The organism is Streptomyces sp. NPDC059534 (assembly GCF_042743475.1).
Lineage (GTDB): Bacteria > Actinomycetota > Actinomycetes > Streptomycetales > Streptomycetaceae > Streptomyces.
Genome location: NZ_JBHWAQ010000075.1, coordinates 1 through 15,399 on the forward strand (window position 1 = coordinate 1; position 15,399 = coordinate 15,399).

16 protein-coding genes and 1 pseudogene are annotated in these 15,399 nt (G+C 68.5%); 4 read left to right on the forward strand and 13 right to left on the reverse strand.

What is annotated here, in order from left to right:
• Together ACFVZH_RS38640 and ACFVZH_RS38645 are read left to right on the forward strand one after the other, a co-directional pair.
• A partial coding sequence (locus tag ACFVZH_RS38640; RefSeq protein ID WP_384905097.1) for a hypothetical protein occupies window positions 1–894 on the forward strand: 894 nt, incomplete at its 5' end.
• Complete coding sequence (locus tag ACFVZH_RS38645) at window positions 881–1,486, forward strand: hypothetical protein (RefSeq protein ID WP_384905099.1); 606 nt, start codon at window positions 881–883, stop codon at window positions 1,484–1,486. The genes ACFVZH_RS38640 and ACFVZH_RS38645, both read left to right, overlap by 14 nt.
• Before the next feature lie 185 nt (window positions 1,487–1,671).
• Here the strand turns inward: ACFVZH_RS38645 and ACFVZH_RS38650 are convergent, their stop codons facing one another.
• From ACFVZH_RS38650 to ACFVZH_RS38710, 13 genes are all read right to left on the reverse strand, one after another.
• On the reverse strand, window positions 1,672–5,061 hold the full coding sequence (locus tag ACFVZH_RS38650; protein WP_384905101.1) for a LysM peptidoglycan-binding domain-containing protein: 3,390 nt from the start codon (window positions 5,059–5,061) through the stop codon (window positions 1,672–1,674).
• Between the two features lie 7 nt (window positions 5,062–5,068).
• Complete coding sequence (locus ACFVZH_RS38655) at window positions 5,069–5,527, reverse strand: pilus assembly protein TadG-related protein (RefSeq protein ID WP_384905103.1); 459 nt, start codon at window positions 5,525–5,527, stop codon at window positions 5,069–5,071.
• Complete coding sequence (locus tag ACFVZH_RS38660; RefSeq protein ID WP_384905105.1) at window positions 5,524–5,967, reverse strand: TadE family protein; 444 nt, start codon at window positions 5,965–5,967, stop codon at window positions 5,524–5,526. The genes ACFVZH_RS38655 and ACFVZH_RS38660 overlap by 4 nt, the downstream gene beginning before the upstream one ends.
• The gene (locus ACFVZH_RS38665) at window positions 5,964–6,386 is read right to left on the reverse strand and encodes a TadE/TadG family type IV pilus assembly protein (RefSeq protein ID WP_384905107.1); all 423 of its coding nucleotides are present in this window, start codon (window positions 6,384–6,386) and stop codon (window positions 5,964–5,966) included. The genes ACFVZH_RS38660 and ACFVZH_RS38665 overlap by 4 nt, the downstream gene beginning before the upstream one ends.
• Window positions 6,387–6,413: 27 nt before the next feature.
• Window positions 6,414–6,599 carry a hypothetical protein gene (locus ACFVZH_RS38670; protein WP_384905109.1) on the reverse strand — a complete coding sequence of 62 codons (186 nt, stop codon included), beginning with the start codon at window positions 6,597–6,599 and terminating at the stop codon, window positions 6,414–6,416.
• 18 nt (window positions 6,600–6,617) lie between these two features.
• Window positions 6,618–7,508 (reverse strand): type II secretion system F family protein, encoded by an 891-nt coding sequence (locus tag ACFVZH_RS38675; RefSeq protein ID WP_384905111.1) that lies wholly within the window; start codon window positions 7,506–7,508, stop codon window positions 6,618–6,620.
• Window positions 7,505–8,425 (reverse strand): type II secretion system F family protein, encoded by a 921-nt coding sequence (locus ACFVZH_RS38680; RefSeq protein ID WP_384905113.1) that lies wholly within the window; start codon window positions 8,423–8,425, stop codon window positions 7,505–7,507. The genes ACFVZH_RS38675 and ACFVZH_RS38680 overlap by 4 nt, the downstream gene beginning before the upstream one ends.
• 133 nt (window positions 8,426–8,558) lie before the next feature.
• A complete protein-coding gene (locus ACFVZH_RS38685) occupies window positions 8,559–10,124 on the reverse strand; it encodes a CpaF family protein (protein ID WP_384905115.1) in 1,566 nt (521 codons plus the stop codon).
• Window positions 10,117–11,034, reverse strand: coding sequence for a MinD/ParA family protein (locus tag ACFVZH_RS38690; protein ID WP_384905117.1), 918 nt, complete (start codon window positions 11,032–11,034; stop codon window positions 10,117–10,119). The genes ACFVZH_RS38685 and ACFVZH_RS38690 overlap by 8 nt, the downstream gene beginning before the upstream one ends.
• Window positions 11,031–11,645, reverse strand: coding sequence for an SAF domain-containing protein (locus ACFVZH_RS38695; RefSeq protein WP_384905119.1), 615 nt, complete (start codon window positions 11,643–11,645; stop codon window positions 11,031–11,033). The genes ACFVZH_RS38690 and ACFVZH_RS38695 overlap by 4 nt, the downstream gene beginning before the upstream one ends.
• A 118-nt stretch (window positions 11,646–11,763) precedes the next feature.
• Window positions 11,764–12,645, reverse strand: coding sequence for an ATP/GTP-binding protein (locus ACFVZH_RS38700; protein ID WP_384905121.1), 882 nt, complete (start codon window positions 12,643–12,645; stop codon window positions 11,764–11,766).
• Window positions 12,639–13,283, reverse strand: a complete 645-nt coding sequence (locus ACFVZH_RS38705; protein ID WP_384905123.1) for a hypothetical protein — start codon at window positions 13,281–13,283, stop codon at window positions 12,639–12,641. The genes ACFVZH_RS38700 and ACFVZH_RS38705 overlap by 7 nt, the downstream gene beginning before the upstream one ends.
• 381 nt (window positions 13,284–13,664) lie before the next feature.
• Complete coding sequence (locus ACFVZH_RS38710) at window positions 13,665–14,144, reverse strand: NlpC/P60 family protein (RefSeq protein ID WP_384905124.1); 480 nt, start codon at window positions 14,142–14,144, stop codon at window positions 13,665–13,667.
• 7 nt (window positions 14,145–14,151) lie between these two features.
• Here ACFVZH_RS38710 and ACFVZH_RS38715 point away from each other — a divergent pair, with 7 nt between their 5' ends.
• Together ACFVZH_RS38715 and ACFVZH_RS38720 are read left to right on the forward strand one after the other, a co-directional pair.
• Complete coding sequence (locus tag ACFVZH_RS38715; RefSeq protein ID WP_384905126.1) at window positions 14,152–14,451, forward strand: DUF5954 family protein; 300 nt, start codon at window positions 14,152–14,154, stop codon at window positions 14,449–14,451.
• 62 nt (window positions 14,452–14,513) lie between these two features.
• Window positions 14,514–14,766, forward strand: a pseudogene (locus tag ACFVZH_RS38720) (transposase family protein); the annotation flags it as partial.
• Window positions 14,767–15,399: the final 633 nt, after the last annotated feature.

Here is a 15,399-nt window from a genome sequence, read left to right on the forward strand (position 1 = left end):
CACGATCCACGGCCGCGACTGACGTTTCCCCACGACCAGATCAACGACCATCCGAACCGAAGGTCACATGATCAACAGCTTCTGTTAGGACCCCTAAGAGCGGAGATCAAGATGGTCGCATCATGCCAGTCGTGCCAGATCAAAGTGCCCCTAATTGGCACTCCGACAGGCGCCGCGAATGAGCCCATGGGTGTCTGCGGCAACTGCTTCACGATGACATGCGGTCACCACGGTCACCGAGATCCGTCACCGAGATATGTCTGCATCCAATGCGACGTCGTTCTACAGGCATCGAGCGCCGGTTGGTATCGCTGGCAACTGGGCGGCGCGCCCGGCACCAGCGGAGGCGGTCAGCCGAATCCTCCGGGCGGCGCGCCCGGCAGCAGCGGAGGCGGTGGCAGTGGCGGAAATTCCGCTCCCGCAAGTGCCGCGGCACGGGAAATCGCCGTTGATCTCGTCCGCCCCTATCCTCCAGAAAGCCCTAATGCAACGCTAGTGGTGAGGAGCTTTGATGAGTGGCTGGAGCGGCGCCCATTCTATCGCGGCTTGACCGATGCCATCCGGCCGGAGATTCAAGGAGTTATCGATGGTGTCAATCGCAAGAGGGGCCCCAGGAGGGATTCTGTCGAATATCGCGCTGCGCTTGACCTGTGGAAGTCGCTAGATGATCCCGGAATGCGCCTTTTGGCGGCGTCGTTTACCCTGGCTCAGATGTTGCATCTACCGGCTTCTTTCCTGCCTTCCCCGCTACACCGCCTGTCCGTTGCCTTGAATATCGAACTCTCCGAATCGCTGCCAGATCATTCCTGGGTCATCGGGGAATGGCAGTCCCAGGCGCGGGCCGAAGCACCGCTAGAAATGGAAGCGAGAGCAGAAGCGGATGAATGGCAATGATCAGGCGCAACATGTGCAATCTGCTGCACCAGTGATCGTCATGCCGGGTAGCTGGCCGGTAGAATTTGACAGCAACTGGGATCGATGGCAAATCGGCATCCCTGAGGCTACTCTGCGCAAAAGGCAGGCCCAAGATTACAAGGATACTACGGGAGAGTACCCGCCGGTCGGGTGGGATGGAGAGAAGCCTCACACCTACGCAAAAGTAGGATTCAAAAGCAGGCGCAGAGTCAAGCGCGTGGTACTGCAGGTGAAAATTGTCAAAGGAGGAGAATTTGACGGGGTTAGAATATCTCCGATCATTACAAATGGGAGGGTGTTATCCAGCGTTGAGCTGGAACACGGCACTCGGAGAGGCTTTCAATTCTCAAGATTTCGTGCGCGTTCGACCATGATTCGTCTGGTCGCTGTGGCGATGACCGTGATGGCCGCCTTCATCGCTGCTGCTTTCGATGCTGGGAAGTTTTTCGTGCTCTACCATGTTTCGGGCGTGGAGGCGGCAGTTTGGCTCCTCGTTGCCTTCGCCCTTGGGGCCGTAGGCTCTATTCTGAACCTGATCGCTGGCGATTTCTTCAAGGACGACCCCCCTTGACAACGATCGCTGCGGATCGTAGCCATCGTCAATGGGGTCGTGGATTTGCCAATCCATTGCCAATGGAGCACCTTCATTGTCAGTGAAAGTTGCGGATCCTAGTCATTGCGCAATGACTCCCAGAATTGCGCATACATTGCGCATCAGGTGACGCCATTGCGCATCGATTCTCGGATCCTAGAGTGTCAACGGCGGACTACCGGCTTTGGGAGGAGCGTGCTCAGCAGCTGAGCTGTCTCCGCCTCCATGTCCACTCCCCCGCCGAGGCTCTCGTTGATCCGGGCCAGACCCGCGGCGGCTTCGCGGAGGGCGTCCATATCTCCGGCCGCGTGGTGGGCCAGGAAAATCTGCCGGTGCAGGAGTTCGTTCTCCTCAGCAGCGAGGAGGCCCTGGCGCGCGGCCCAGAGGGCGCCGGCGTAGTCGGCGGCTTCCCGGCGGCGGGTGGACAGCTCGTAGGCGACGTCGGCGATGGCCGAGACCATTTCCTGGACGGCCGGCTCGGCCCAGGCATAGCGCTGGGGGTCGCTGGCGGCAAAGGGTCGGCCGCGGATGAGCGCGAGGGCCCGGCGCAGGGCGAGGTCGCCGTCCTCGTCGTAGCGGGCAAGGCCGATGCGAGCGAAGTTTTGGAAGGCTCGCCAGTCGCAGGTGACAGCCTGAGCGAGTCGGTAGCGGCTGTCACCGGTGTCCATGACCCTCGGGAAGTACGCCTCGCCGTCGGCGTCCTTACCGAGCCAGGAGCGGGTGCGGCTGATGACGGCGTTGCGCATCTGTTTGTTGACCAGGCGGCCCGGCCAGAGGGCATCGTCGATGGCGTGGTGGTCGGCTCCGGGGTTGAGCGCGAGGTAGGAGACGAGCTCGACGGCGGCGCTCTGTCTGTTGGAGTCGATCCGGCCTGCGGCGCCCTCGATGACCACTCGTCCGAGAAGGAGTACCGCTGGCATGGTGTCCAGCGTGGCAACGTCGGTTTCGTCAACGGCGCGGGCCGGAGCAGGCACCGAAGGCGAAGGCGGGACCGGGACCGGGTTCTCGGCCTCAGCGATCGCCTCGGTGGAGACGACCTCTTGCTTCGTCATCACCGGTACGGCGGGCTCGACCGGCGCCTCTTCTGCCACATCGGTGGGTGTGTCGGCGTCGTTCTGCTGCTCAGCCTCCAGCTCCTCCCGCTCGATGTCGGCGTACTCGTCTGGCATACCGTCCTCGTCAGCATCAGCCTCCGGCTGTGGTGCTTCGCCGTCGCTGGTCTCCTCAGCGTCGTCCGACAGGTCCTCCTGATCCCCGCCCGCCAGGTCTCGCTCAGCCTGGTCCGCTTCCGCCTGCTCGTCGGTGTCGAGGAGGTCCTCTAGCCAGTCGTCGCGAGCGGGTACATCACCGGTGCTGGCAGACAGGGTGAGGAGCTCGATCGCGTCGGCGAAGTGCGGGTCTGAGAGCCCTTGGAGCTTGATGGGCAGTCCGGATCCGGGCAGGACGATGGTTTCGTCCGGGCCGGCGCAGTGCAGGGTCCAGCCCTCTTCCGGGGCTAGGTCGGCGTTCTCGCTGGCCGTGACGACCGCACCGGCGACCTGGGGCTGGGCCGTGATCAGGTCGAGCAGTGCCTTGGTCTGGGTTCCTTCGGGGAGCTCGGCGGCGAGGAGGATGTGGGGCGTCCAGGAGCCGCCGGCGTCTTCCTGCAGGCGTGCCGTGCGGAGGGTGGGCGCGCCGAGTGCGGTGAGGGCGCGGCGCTGGTCGGTGGTGTGGCTGGTCAGTTCGGTGATCGCGTCGGTGAGGGTGGCGGTGCGGGCGACGCGTTCGGGTGATGCGTCGTCGAGGCCGGGGGCGGTTTCTGCGAGCGCGGTGATCTCCAGGTGGCCGGGCAGGGGGGTGCTGGCGAGCTCGACCGCGATGGCTTGAAGGACGTGGCGGGCGTGGTCGGCGTCGCCGTCCAGGTGCAGGACGCCGACGTGTTCCAGGTCGACGAGGACCAGGCGGCCGGCGCCGTCCCAGCCCAGGGAGACCAGGGCCGGGTAGGGGGCGTCGGCGCCTTGGAGGGTGTCGTGGTCGGCGAGGTCGGGGCTGGAGGCTGGGCATGTCCACAGGTCTGTGCCGCTTGCGGCGCCCGAGAAGGGCTTCATCGGGGGGAGTTTGCCCTCGAGGTGGAGTTCGACCTTCTGCTCGTGCAGGACGACGGCGGTGAGGACCGGCAGGTCGCGCCCGGCCGCGGCGAGGTTGAGGGCCAGCGTGCGCAGGGCTGTGTCGAGGAGGTCAAAGCCGGTGGGGTGCTGGGCGGCGCGCAGGCCCTGTTCGGTGGCGGCAGCGCTGCCGGTGGGCATGGGGATGCGGCGGCCGGGTCGGCGGCGGCGCTGCTGAAGGATGCGTCGGGTGGCGAGCGTGCCGATGAGGGCTGCGGCCAGTGCTCCGGCGCCGGTCCAGATGGCAGCGGGCGCCAGGGTCTGGTCCGTGTCCTGCAGTTGCTGGGCGGTTTCGACCTTCTGGCTGTCCTGCGCGGGGGTGGGAGCGGCGGTGGTGGGCGTAGTGCTGGGGGTGGATGCGGCGGGCGCAGGGGTGGCGGGCTTCGAAGGCGCTGGGGCGGGTGTCGCTGGTGTGGGGGTGTCCTTGGCGGTGTCCGGCTTCGGAGGCGTCTTGGCGTCTGGGGCGGGTGGGCTGTCCGGGGCGGGGGCAGTTGCGGTGGTGAGGGTGAGTTTCTGGCCGGGGACGATGAGGTTGGGGTTGTCGAAGGTCCCGGCGTCGCCGGGCAGCGGATTGCCCTTGTTGGCTTCGAAGAGCTGCGGCCAGTCTTCGGGGTCTCCGTGCTCGTCTGCGATGCCCCACAGGGTCTCGCCGGGCTCGACGACATGCTCGGCCTGGGCCGCAGTGGGTTGTGCGTCTGTGGCGGCGGCTGCGGGCTGCTGCGTGGGCGCGGTCGTCTCGGGCGTGGTCTGTGCGGGTGCCGGAGTGGGGGCGGCCGGCTTGGCGATGTTGGCATCGGCGGGGAGCCGGATCACGGCGCCCTTGGGGAGGAACTGGTCGCCCGCTGCGAGTTGCGGGATGGAGGGGTTGAGGGCGGCGATGTCCTTCCAGCGGGGTCCGCTGCCCAGGTATTGCTCGGCGAGGTCCCACGGGAGCTCGGAGTCCCCGGTGATCGTGTGAGTGGGCCAGGTGTCCTGGTCCGCTGCGGCAGTGGTGGCGGCCGACGTGGTGCTGGCACCGGCGGTCTGTACGGCGGTGGCCGCGATGGCCGGGCTGGTGGTGGCGGCCGAGGCGGCGGTGGGGGCGAGCAGCACGATGCTGCCGATCAGGAGAGCGGCGAAGGACTGCATCCCGCCGAGGCCCTTGATGCGCTTTGCCTTGCGGCCGCGGAACAGCGCGGTGATCTCGACGAGGGCGGAGAGAGTGAACAGGGTCCAGGCGATCCAGCCGATGGTGGTGAGCACCGTGAAGAACAGCGAGCCGTCGTCCTGCTGGGTCAGCAGGTCCCAGCCGACGGCCAGGTCGGTGGGCTGGTGGCCGACGGCCAGCAGCACAAGGGGGATGCCGGCGATGAGTGCGGCCAGGATGGCGAGGCCGAGCAGGGCGCGGAGCAGGCGTAGGGAGGTGCTCATGGGGTGGTCAGCCTCCGGCTTGGGTGTGCAGTCGGGCGTGTGCCGTGCCGGACACGCTGATCGTCGACCGGCCTACGAACTGTGCGAACAGCGTGTTGTAGGTGTCGTGGACGGTGACTTCGAGTCGCTGGCCACCGTCGGTGATGGTTACGGAGCCGGAGACGTTCTGGGTGGCGAGATATTCCTGGGCGGCGGCGACGGCGGCGTCCGGGTCGACCGTGATCTCGGTGCCCTGGACGGCGGCGGGGATGTTGAGCTGCTGGCCGGCCGCGCGGGCAGCTTCCTGTGCCAGGCCGGTGGCTTTGTTCGTAGCGTTGAGGGCGCCGCCGCCGTCGACGAGCAGTCCCATGATCATGATGATGCCGATGGCGCTCAGGGCGTAGAACGGGGAGAGCGACCCGCGGTCGCCGCCGTGGCGGATCCGGTCCCGCAGAGCGGTGATTCGGCGGGTGAGTGCGGTGATCACGAGCGGCCCTTGTAGGAGTCAATCGGGCTGGTCCACGAGGCCCGGAGCGTGCGGGATCCCGGCAGTCCCGGCAGCCCGATCTCGCCAAGTGGAGCGGTGCAGGCAACGGTGACGCGGACGGTAGCCTCCTGGCCGATGTCGAGGCCGTACCCGGAGGTGTCGACCGAGACACTGGAAGAGGCGCAGCGGATCCCCTCACCGTTGAGGCTGCGGGTTGCAGCGGCCGCCCCGGCGGCCTGCGCGGCACCGGCTTCCCGTTCGAGGGAGGCGGCGCGGGAGGCCGCGCGGGCGGCGCCGTCCACGGCGCCGGAGGCATCGGTGATCCGCCCGAAGGCGATCATGAGCAGCATGAGGGCGATGATGGCCGGGGCGAGGATGACGGTCTCGACGCTGTAGCTTCCGCGGTCCTCGCGCCAGTTGTAGCGCCGGGCCCGCCTCACTGGGCCGCCACCCAACGCTCGACTGGAGCCTCAGCGCTCTGGACGACGTCCAGCTCGAAGCCGGGGACCAGAGTTGCGACGGTGCCGCGTACGGTGATGCGGATCTGCTCCAGGCCGCTGCCCTCGGCGGAGACGCTCGCCCCGCGGACGCTGGCGTACTTCGCGAGGAGTTCCTGGGCCTGGGCGACGCCGTCGCCGGGGCTGGCGCCGAGCTGGCGGCCGGCCTCCACCCCCTGGGTGGCTGCGGAGCGGGCGACGGAGCGGGCGTGGAAGTACATGCCGGTCTGGATCGCGGCGAAGACCAGGAACAGCACCACGACGGCGAGCACGGCCAGCTCCACGCTCCCCGAGCCCCGATCACCCTCGTTCCGCAGGCGTGCACGTAGGCGCCGCCACCGGTTGCTGACCTGGTCTTTCACGCCGCTCCCCTCCTCGTCGTGGTTGGTTCAGCCGCTGATGAGCGGGATCTTGGCGTCGGTGAACGTCTTGATCGCGGCGACGACGCCGATCGCGATGGCGATGACGACGCCGGCGATGACGGCCAGCTCGGCCGAGGTCTGGCCGGCGTCGCCACCCTTCTTCAGGCGCTCCCAGCTAGCGGCGAGGACGGTGGTCAGCGCGCGGATGTGCATGGTTTTCTCCCTTGGAGTTCAGCCGTTGAACATCGAGACAACGGGCGGCAGGACGACGAAGACCAACATGAGCAGCACGGAGAAGGTCACCGGCAGCACCATGCTGGTGCTGGCTTCGTTGGCTTGGGCTTTGGCGTCGGAGAGGATCGCGACGCGCAGTTGGCGGGCCTGGGCTTGGAGGGTGGTGTAGACGGCGGCGCCGTCGCCCGCGAGGGCGAGGGTGTCGGCGGGCCGGGTGAGTTCGGGGATGTCGAGCTCTTCGCCGAGCTGCTTGAGGGCGTCCCAGACGGTGACGCCGGCGAGGTCGGCCTCGTAGAAGGCTTGCCGCATCCGCTCGAAGATCCAGCCGTCGCCCACGTCCGCGGTGTCGGTCAGGGCCTGGGCGGCACCACTGTTGGCGATGCGGGCCAGGGCTACGCGGTCAAGGTAGGAGGCGGCGGCGTGCCGGACGACGAGTCGGGACGCCGCGGCTTCCTTCCTTACCTCCTGACCGGGCCACAGCCAGAACAGGGCGCCCAGGCCGATGCCGGCGGCGGTCGGCATTACGAAGGGCAGGCTCACGCCCAGCATCGACAGGAAGGCTCCAGCCAGCTGGGGCAGGACGAGCCCGTACAAGGCGAAGAGGAACCGCTTGCCCAGGTGCTCGGCCGGGCTGATCCGCAGCAGGTTCAGGTCACGGACGGGCAGGGTGATCCGCTCGCCGAAAGCTGCCAGGAGGCGGTTGCCGACCTTCTCCGGCAGGGACCCGGTGCTGGTGGCCGTGACCTTGGGCTGTCGGGCGATGTGGTCGGCGTCGAGCCGGTCCATGACGGAGACGACGTCGGGCCGCGCCGGCCACAGGGCTCGGATGGCCACGCCGACGAGGGCTCCGGCGGCCGCGGCGGGCAGGACCGCTTCCATGGGGATCATCGGGCTACTCCCGTCGCGGCGGCCGGCTCGGCCGGGGTCAGCGGGTTGAGGAGGCGAGGGTCCGGCTTGGTGACCGCGGCCCGGCGCAGCCAGGACAGCGTCCAGGCGAAGAGGCCGCCGAGGATGGCGAGGGCGAGCTGCCCGGCCGGGGACTGGTACCAGGCGGACCAGGCTTCGTTGAGCATGCAGCCGACGAAGACGATGCAGATCACGATCGAGACGATGCGCGAGGACTTGCGGATCTTGGCGCGGTCGGACTCGATGTCGCGGGCGTCGGCGGCCTGCTGGTGGATCGTCACCGCGAGCGCCTCCAGCGCGGTCGACAGGCCCGGGCCCATGTTCGCTGCGTGTGACTGGAACAGCAGCGCCACGTGGTCCACGACGCCGTCGCCGAGCTCGTCCGCGAACAGCGCGAATGCCTGCTTGGAGTCCATGCCGGATCGCAGCCGCTCGTCGAGCGCGCGCACGTTGGCCGCGATGGGCGCGGGGGCGTTGCGGGCGCTGGCGCGGATGGTCTGCACGAGGCTGATGCCCGCGGTGTGGATGCCCGCCAGTCCGTTGAGCCAATGCCCGATCGCCTCCAGGCGCTCGATGCGGTGCTCGGCAGCGGTGCCCGGGTTGAGGAGGAAGGGGAAGCCCAGGACCGCAGCACCCGCCAGGACACCGTGGACGGGCCACCCTGTCCACGCCCATACCGTGAGCACAGTGATGCTGGCGGTGGTGACCAGGGGGCGCCAGCGGCGCTGCCATGCCTCGGGCAGGCCGGCCTTCGCTGCGCGGATGCGGCTGGTACGACGTGAGGCGGGTTTCGCCGGGTCCAGGGCACGGCCGCGCCACTCCCGTACGGCGATCAGGCCGGCGAGGACCATGCCGAGGGCGCACAGCGCGGCGACGAGGGCGAGCTGCGAGGAGTTCACCGCGCCTCCTGGATCTTCTGTTCGTTCATCAGCTGTGAAGCCACCATCCGAGGAGGAGAAACAAGGTCGCTCTCGTGAGGGTGGCGGCGATGGGGGCGATTCCTCGGCTCCCCGGGGCTTGTGATCAGGTCGTTCATCGCCGCTTCACCACCTTCAGGGGTGGGCCCCAGGCGCCCTCGGAGTTCTGGGCAAGCCAGCGGCGGTCGAAGGTGCCGGTGCGCTCGAGGACGTCTACGAAGCTGGGCATGTTGCGGTAGATGGCGCGTGGTTCGTCGCCGTGGGGGGCGAAGAGTTCGCTGGTGGTGGGGCGGCCGCCTTCGCCGACGACGTCGTGGACCTCGTAGATGTGCGAGACGAAGCGGTGCTTGCGGCCGCCGATGGCGGTCTCGTCGAGGTAGGTGAGGTAGACGACCACGTCGATCGCGCTGGCGATCAGGTGGTTGGCGGCCTCGGTCTGCATGCCGGCTTCGGTGCACAGCTGCACGAGGCGGGAGATGATCGCGTGCGGGCGGCGGACGTGCAGGGTGCACATCGAGCCGGAGCCGCCTGCGGACATGGCCTGGAGCATGGGGAGGACTTCGGTGGAGCGGACTTCGCCGACGATGACCCTGTTGACGTTGTAGCGCAGGGCGGTGGGGAACATGTCGCCGATGGTGACCTCGCCCGACGCGCTGCCGCCTCGGACTTCGCCGTTGGACTGGCGGGCCTCGAACGCGAATGTGAGAGGGCCTGGTTTGTCGGCCGGACCGGGCTCGTCGAGGTAGAGCTCGCGGTCGGATTCCAGGGTCGCGATCCGCTCCCCTGGCGGGATCTCCCGTCCCAGCGCGCGCAACAGGGAGGTCTTGCCCGCGCCCATGTCGCCCACGACCAAGATGTTCAGCTTGGCCTGGACGCAGGCCAGGAGGAAGGCCCGCAGCAGCGGGTTGATCGAGCCCCACTGGACGAGCTCGTCGATGCCGTGCTGGCGGATGCGGTGTTTTCGGATGACCACCGACGGGCGGGTAGTGAGCAGGCTCGCGGTGACGCGGGACCCGTCGGGCATGCGGAAGCCGACCATGGGGGTGGCCTGGGTCAGGGCTCGTTCGCCGTGCCCGGACAGGCCGGCCATCCGGTTGACCCAGGTGGTCAGTTCCTCGTGGGAGTCGGCGACGCGATCGATGGTGCGGCGGGGCCGGTCGTAGTACTCGATGTGCGCGCGGAGCCCGTCGACCATGACGTCCTCGACGCCCTGCTCGTCCAGGAGGCCCTGAAGGCGGCCACCGCGGAACATGGCGTCGAACACTGCGGCGCCGATGGCGTGTTCTTCGTCTGCCGTGAGTTCGGGGTTGCCGTGGGCGTACTTCGTGGCCCACCTGGCGACAGCCTTCGTCACCATGGAGCGGGCCTGGGCCCGGCGGTCGTCCTCCTCCAGGAGGCGGCTGGGGTCGTGCGCGGACAGCTCGGCGGACACCTCAGCCTGGAGCGCCTCGATCACCTCCCATCCGACCGGCAGCTGGCCGGGCAGCCCGGCCAGCTTCGGAACGACACCCGGGTTGGCTGGTCCCGTCGGGTGGACGGGAGCAGGAAGAGCGGGCGCCGGGAGGGGTGCGGCGGAGGGCTGGGGGATTCGGGTGATGCCGAGGCGGCCGGTGAGGAGTCCGGCGATGTCGGCGGGGCCGTGCGCGGCCTGTCCGTCGGGGCGCTGCTGGGTGTCAGACACGGGGGTCCACCCGCCCCTGGCCCAGGCGCTGGAGCACCCCGGCGACCTGCGGAGCGGCCGGGACGGGCAGTGCCGCCGGTGACGGCTGAACGGCTGGTGCCGGCTGAGCCGTGGGGTACTGCTGGTGCAGCGCACGGCGGGAGGCGGCCGCGTGCAGGTGCCCGAGCGCGTTGCGGGCGGAGCTCAGGAGCCCGGACTTCTTCAGACCGCGCGGAGTGCGGCTGGCGCCGGCCAGGTAGGCGGCTGTGTCCGGCTCCCAGGGCAGTGCGGCCATTACCGGCAGGCGCAGCGCTTCGGCAACTTCGTGGGCGCGGCGGGGGCCGTCCTCGATGAGCAGGACGCCCAGGGCGTCGGCGCCTGAACCGCGGTCGGTCAGCTCGTTGCGCAGCGGGTCGGTCATGTGCCGGGCCAGGGCGAGGGAGGTGTCGGTGGCTCGTACGACGAGCAGGACCAGGTCGGCGCCGCTGAGGAGCGGTGCGGGCGTAAGGGTGGAGTGGAGGTGCCCGGACTCCAGGGCCAGGCGGCCGGCGTCGATGATGACGTCGTAGCCGCCCTCATCGGACAGGACCCGCATCACCTGGGCCAGAGCGGGCCATGTCCGTGCGAGGGCGGGGGCTTGGGCAGGGTCGGTCAGGCCGGGCAGGACTTGGCGGTTACCGGAGGCGTCGAGGCGGACCAGGTGGCCGGCGAATGCCTGCGCGAGGGCGTCCTCGCCGGCGCGTTCAGCGACGGCAAGGTGGTACAGGCCGGTCCCGGCCGTGATCTGGGCCTGGAAGAACCCCGCGCGCAGGGTGCCGCCGGCCGGGTCGCACTCGGCCAGCAGCGAGGGTCGCGTGGAGGACAGCGTCATGGCGAGGGCGCTGGTGGTGACACCGCAGGACTTCGCGCTGACCAGCGCCGTGACGGTCACGACCCGCTCCGCACGTCGCGGACCAGGGCTACACGGCCGGACGAGGCGCGGGTGGCCAGCAGCGGTCCGTCCGAGGGCGCGACCGCGAGGTTGACGACGACGGCGCCGGAGGCGTCGGGACGACTGACGGAGACGACGACTGCCTTGACGAAGCTGGGCGGGGCCTCGGCCCCGTCCTTGCCGGTGGGCTGCTCGCCCTGGCCGGGGACCGTGACCGCGAGGACCTTGTCACCGGGCACCAGGGAGCCAGCCGGGGCCTGGCCGCGCTTGACCTGGACGCCGACCTGCTGCTTGTCGTCGCCGAGACCGGTTCCGGGCTGGAGCTGGGTGGCGACCAGCAAGCTGCCTTTTCGCAGGTCGACGGCAGGGCGCTTACCCACGACGAAGGAGCGGTCGGCCGCCGGCATCGGGGTCAGGGCCGAGTCGGCGGAGACCTCCGCGACGACGATGTCCGCATCTGTGAGGGGCTGGCCGGCCGGGACGTCGTTGGCGATGGCCAGGACCTTCGTTCGGTCACCGACAGCGGCCACCGCGGCCGCCGCGCCGAGGGCAGCGGCGACGGCCAGCACAGTGCTCAGGGCGGCTGCGGCGTACCTACGCTGCTTCTTCACGGGAGCCGCAGTGGTGATGGGCAGTTCGGCGCGCGGACCAGTGGGACGCGGCACCGGCGGGGCGGCGGGGGATTCCAATGGGGTACTGCCTCTCGGGGAAGTGCAAGCAGTGCGTGCGCTAGTTGAGGACCTGGACTTCAGCGACGGTGATGTCCACGGCGCTCTGCCGGGTCTCGAAGAGTTGCCCGGACTGCCCGGTCGTCGCCTGCCAGCCGATCGTCCAGGTCGACGTCGCGGACACGTGGTAGGTGCCTGTCCCGGTGGTGGAGGACGGCGCGGTGTAGCGGTGGCCGCAATCCGGAGACGGCTGCTTGCCGTACTCGGCCCTGTATGGGATGCCAGGGGTGGTGCAGGTGACGCTCTTACCGTCGCCCATGTTCCACACGATCCGGCTCACCTTCGCGGTCGCGGTCACAGTGACACCACCGGCTGAAGCGGTGGCAGTGTTCGGGCCGTACGTTTCAGGGCCGCGTTCGGTCCACAGATACACGGGCATGCCCACCACACCCTTCCCACCCGGCTTCGGAGTGATCCCGATTGCCGGGGGGCGCAACAGCATCTTGTCGAGCGCCTGCTGAGCAAGGACCGCCGGGTCGATCGCGACCGGCCCCGGGGGGCCGGGCGACCAGACCGCTCCGACTGTCATCCCGCCAGGACCACCGATGCAGATGCGTTCGTAGACTGCGCCACCCTCTGCCGGGTCGTAACCTTCCCAAAGCAGGCTGTCGGCTTCCGGCTGTGGGACGAGCTTGTTGTAGGAGCAGCTCTGCTGATTGGCATTGTTGGAGGCTGGCCGGCTCCCCGAACCTCCGCCGGTGCCGTTGTTCGAGGACGAGCTGCCGTCGTCGCCGTCGGTGCCGGCGCCGACGCAAATGAAGCCGGTGTCACACCCCTCGACAGGAGGCTTTGGGACGGGCTCCGCCGTCGCCGTACCGCAGCAGCCCAGGAGCGCGACGGCGATGGCCGACGCGAGGAGGGCTAAGCGGGGCGAGGTCAGCACGCCTGCTCCTTGGGTTCGTCGGTGATGACCTTCCACCCGTCCTTCCACCGCTCAACGGTGGTCACGATCACGTACTTGGTGAGTCGCTTGGTGGGTGTGGCGACGGGCTTCTTGGTCTTTGTGTCGATGACCTTCCAGGCCGAGATGTCAAGGCAGCTGGAGAGTCGGACGCTCGGGAGCTTGGCGTCGAGGTTCGTCTGCGTCGCGGTGGGGTTGGTGACCGACACCTTCCCTGTGAGGACACGGCCGACCTTCCTCAGATGGGCCGCCTCTACGCGCGGCCGGGTCAGCGCGGGGCCGGCCGCATACTTCGTGATGTCTGTGCCATTGAGGGCAGCACCGGCGTACACCCGCTCCATCTCATGCCAGTAGGCAAGGTAAGCCGAGACGGCTTCCTTCTTAGCCGTCTCTTCTGGTGACTCCTTCGTCGGAGACGGCGCCGCCTGGCTGGAAGTCGAAGCAGTGGGACCCGCCGCAGGACCCTCGGGTGAGTCGCCCTTCGTACATGCACTGGTTGCCGTCAGGGCGGCGAGGATGAGCGCAAGGGCTCCTCCCTGTCGGAACTGAGCCGTACCGAGGCGCACGCGTCGCATGTGCGTATGGGTCGTCACGATGTCTCCCGATGCATATGCGGTCACCCGGCGCCACCTGCGCTTGCCACTCCTGAGGAGCTCACCGTGCACCGCGGGACCACTTCAATTACGCGAAGGCCAAGACTACGCAAGATCACATCAACCACACTGGGTGTAACAGCTGTTGGAGCTCCGGGATGCGGCGCAATCAGCAACAATCGGCCTGCGGTGGATATGAATGTGTCAAGTCCTCGCGGCTGGAGCCGGGGCTGGCTTTGCACACCAAGAACGGGTTCGGGAGTCACTCGGAGGTTGCTACGGCGCAGGGACAGGCCAGCGGGCCATAGGAGGGCCGGGAGAGTACTGCCGAGCGGCGTAGTGCGGGGAGGGTGACCGCAACACCGGACCGCCTGGACCTGCCTGCCCGCCGACGCCGCCGCTCGTGGCTCATCGCCGCCCTGACCCACGCGGATCGGCGCCTGCGCCGAAGCGGCGGGCGCGGTGTACCAGCCGATCGCCGCCGCCCTCCGGCGAAGCCGTCGTGCCACAGAGCCTCGGAGCGCACCTGGGTGCCGGGGCGGGGGCGTTGATCATCTGCCCATTTCCGAGGTAGATGGCGACGTGGTGGATGGTGGAGTCCCGCGTGGGGTCGAAGGCGAAGAAGACGAGGTCGACAGGGCGTAGCGCCGCGATCCTGGCGGAGGCCGGGACGCGACGGCCTACGCCGGCCTGATCGGCGGCGGTGCGGGGCCAGGGTGATGCCGGTCTGGGCGAGGGCGGCGGTGACGGTGCGGGCGTTACCGGTGGGTCGCTGGCCGATGGGGATGGTGCCGGTGGAGAGCTGGCTGTAGCGGTCGATACAGCCGAGGACGTCGTCGACGTAGGCGGTGGAGTGACGCGCACACTGAGCTCTTTCAGAGTGGCCACCGATCGGGTGACGGCTACGTCCGCAGGAGGGAATCCCAGCCGCAGGTCGGAAGCCGGTCAACCTCAGAAGAGCGTTCACTCTGCGGAGTGGCTGCTGAAAAAGCTCACTGTTGTCGCCGAGAACGCCAGCCCAACTGTCGCGGAGCTCGCGGTATTCGCCAAAGCATCGGACCGGCTCCGCGCAGGCCGGTGCAACGAGGTCGAGGTCCTCGGCACCGTCTCCCGGATCGGCCGTGTCCGCCGCCTGCTGCGCTGGGGCCCCGACAGTCCGGAACCCCGCCCCCGAAACCCTCCACCCGCTCCTTGACGAGAACGACACCCTCCACTTCGACGGGCCTGCGGAGGACAAAGCCGCCTCGTGACTGTCTTGTCCGTCAGCGCACGAACCTCACGATGCGGCAGCTCGCGCCGTTGTTCGGTGTCTCGTCGGCGACGGTGTGCCGGGTCATCCAGCGGCTGCGGCCGCTGCTGGCCATCGAGCTGGCCACCCGCCCGACGACGCCCTGGAACGGTTGTGGATCGTAACGCCACCCTGATCTCGGTCCGTGACCCCAAGACCGGCGCGTCCTCACGCAACTACAGGTTCTCGGCAAACGTGCAGGTCATCATCGACGCCGACACAGGGAGCGTCGATATTCAGCTCCATCAGGCCGCGCGGACAGGTGAACGGCTGCGTTCAGTCACGGAAGCATTCGAAGGAGAAGGTGACGTCAGTAGTGCTGTCTACGAGGACAGCAATGTTCCATGCCTCTCCGTTGTCGCCCGCCTTCGACACATCGATACCCAGGGCCTCAACCTGTCGGGCCGACAGGTTTGTCTTGCGGTGCCGGCCAGAACTCGTCTCGTACACGAGGGTATACCGGGACAGCCGAGACATCGATCCTCCTACGAATACCAGAAGCCATTGCAGAATGCCTGTGCCAGGTCAGCTCCCAGAGCGGCCCGACACCCTTCAGCAGGTCGCGACGGTCAGCCCCTGAGCCCGACAGGCCGAGCCGATGCCGACGCTCGTGCTGTGCCGTCCTGGCGGGTGGACGCACGGAGCTTCGCTCGCTGGGACACGGAGGTCAAGCTGGAGAGCCTCCACTGGCATTCCATGTCCTGCCCCAGGCACAAGGAGCCCCCCAGCCAGCCGATGCCTCATGCCGCTGTGAACCGCTCCGGTGTGTTCGGAGACTTCATTTCGTGAGGAGATGGAGTCCATGTCACGTCCTTTGAGGAACTATCCGGCCGAGTTACGCGAGCGTGCGGTGCG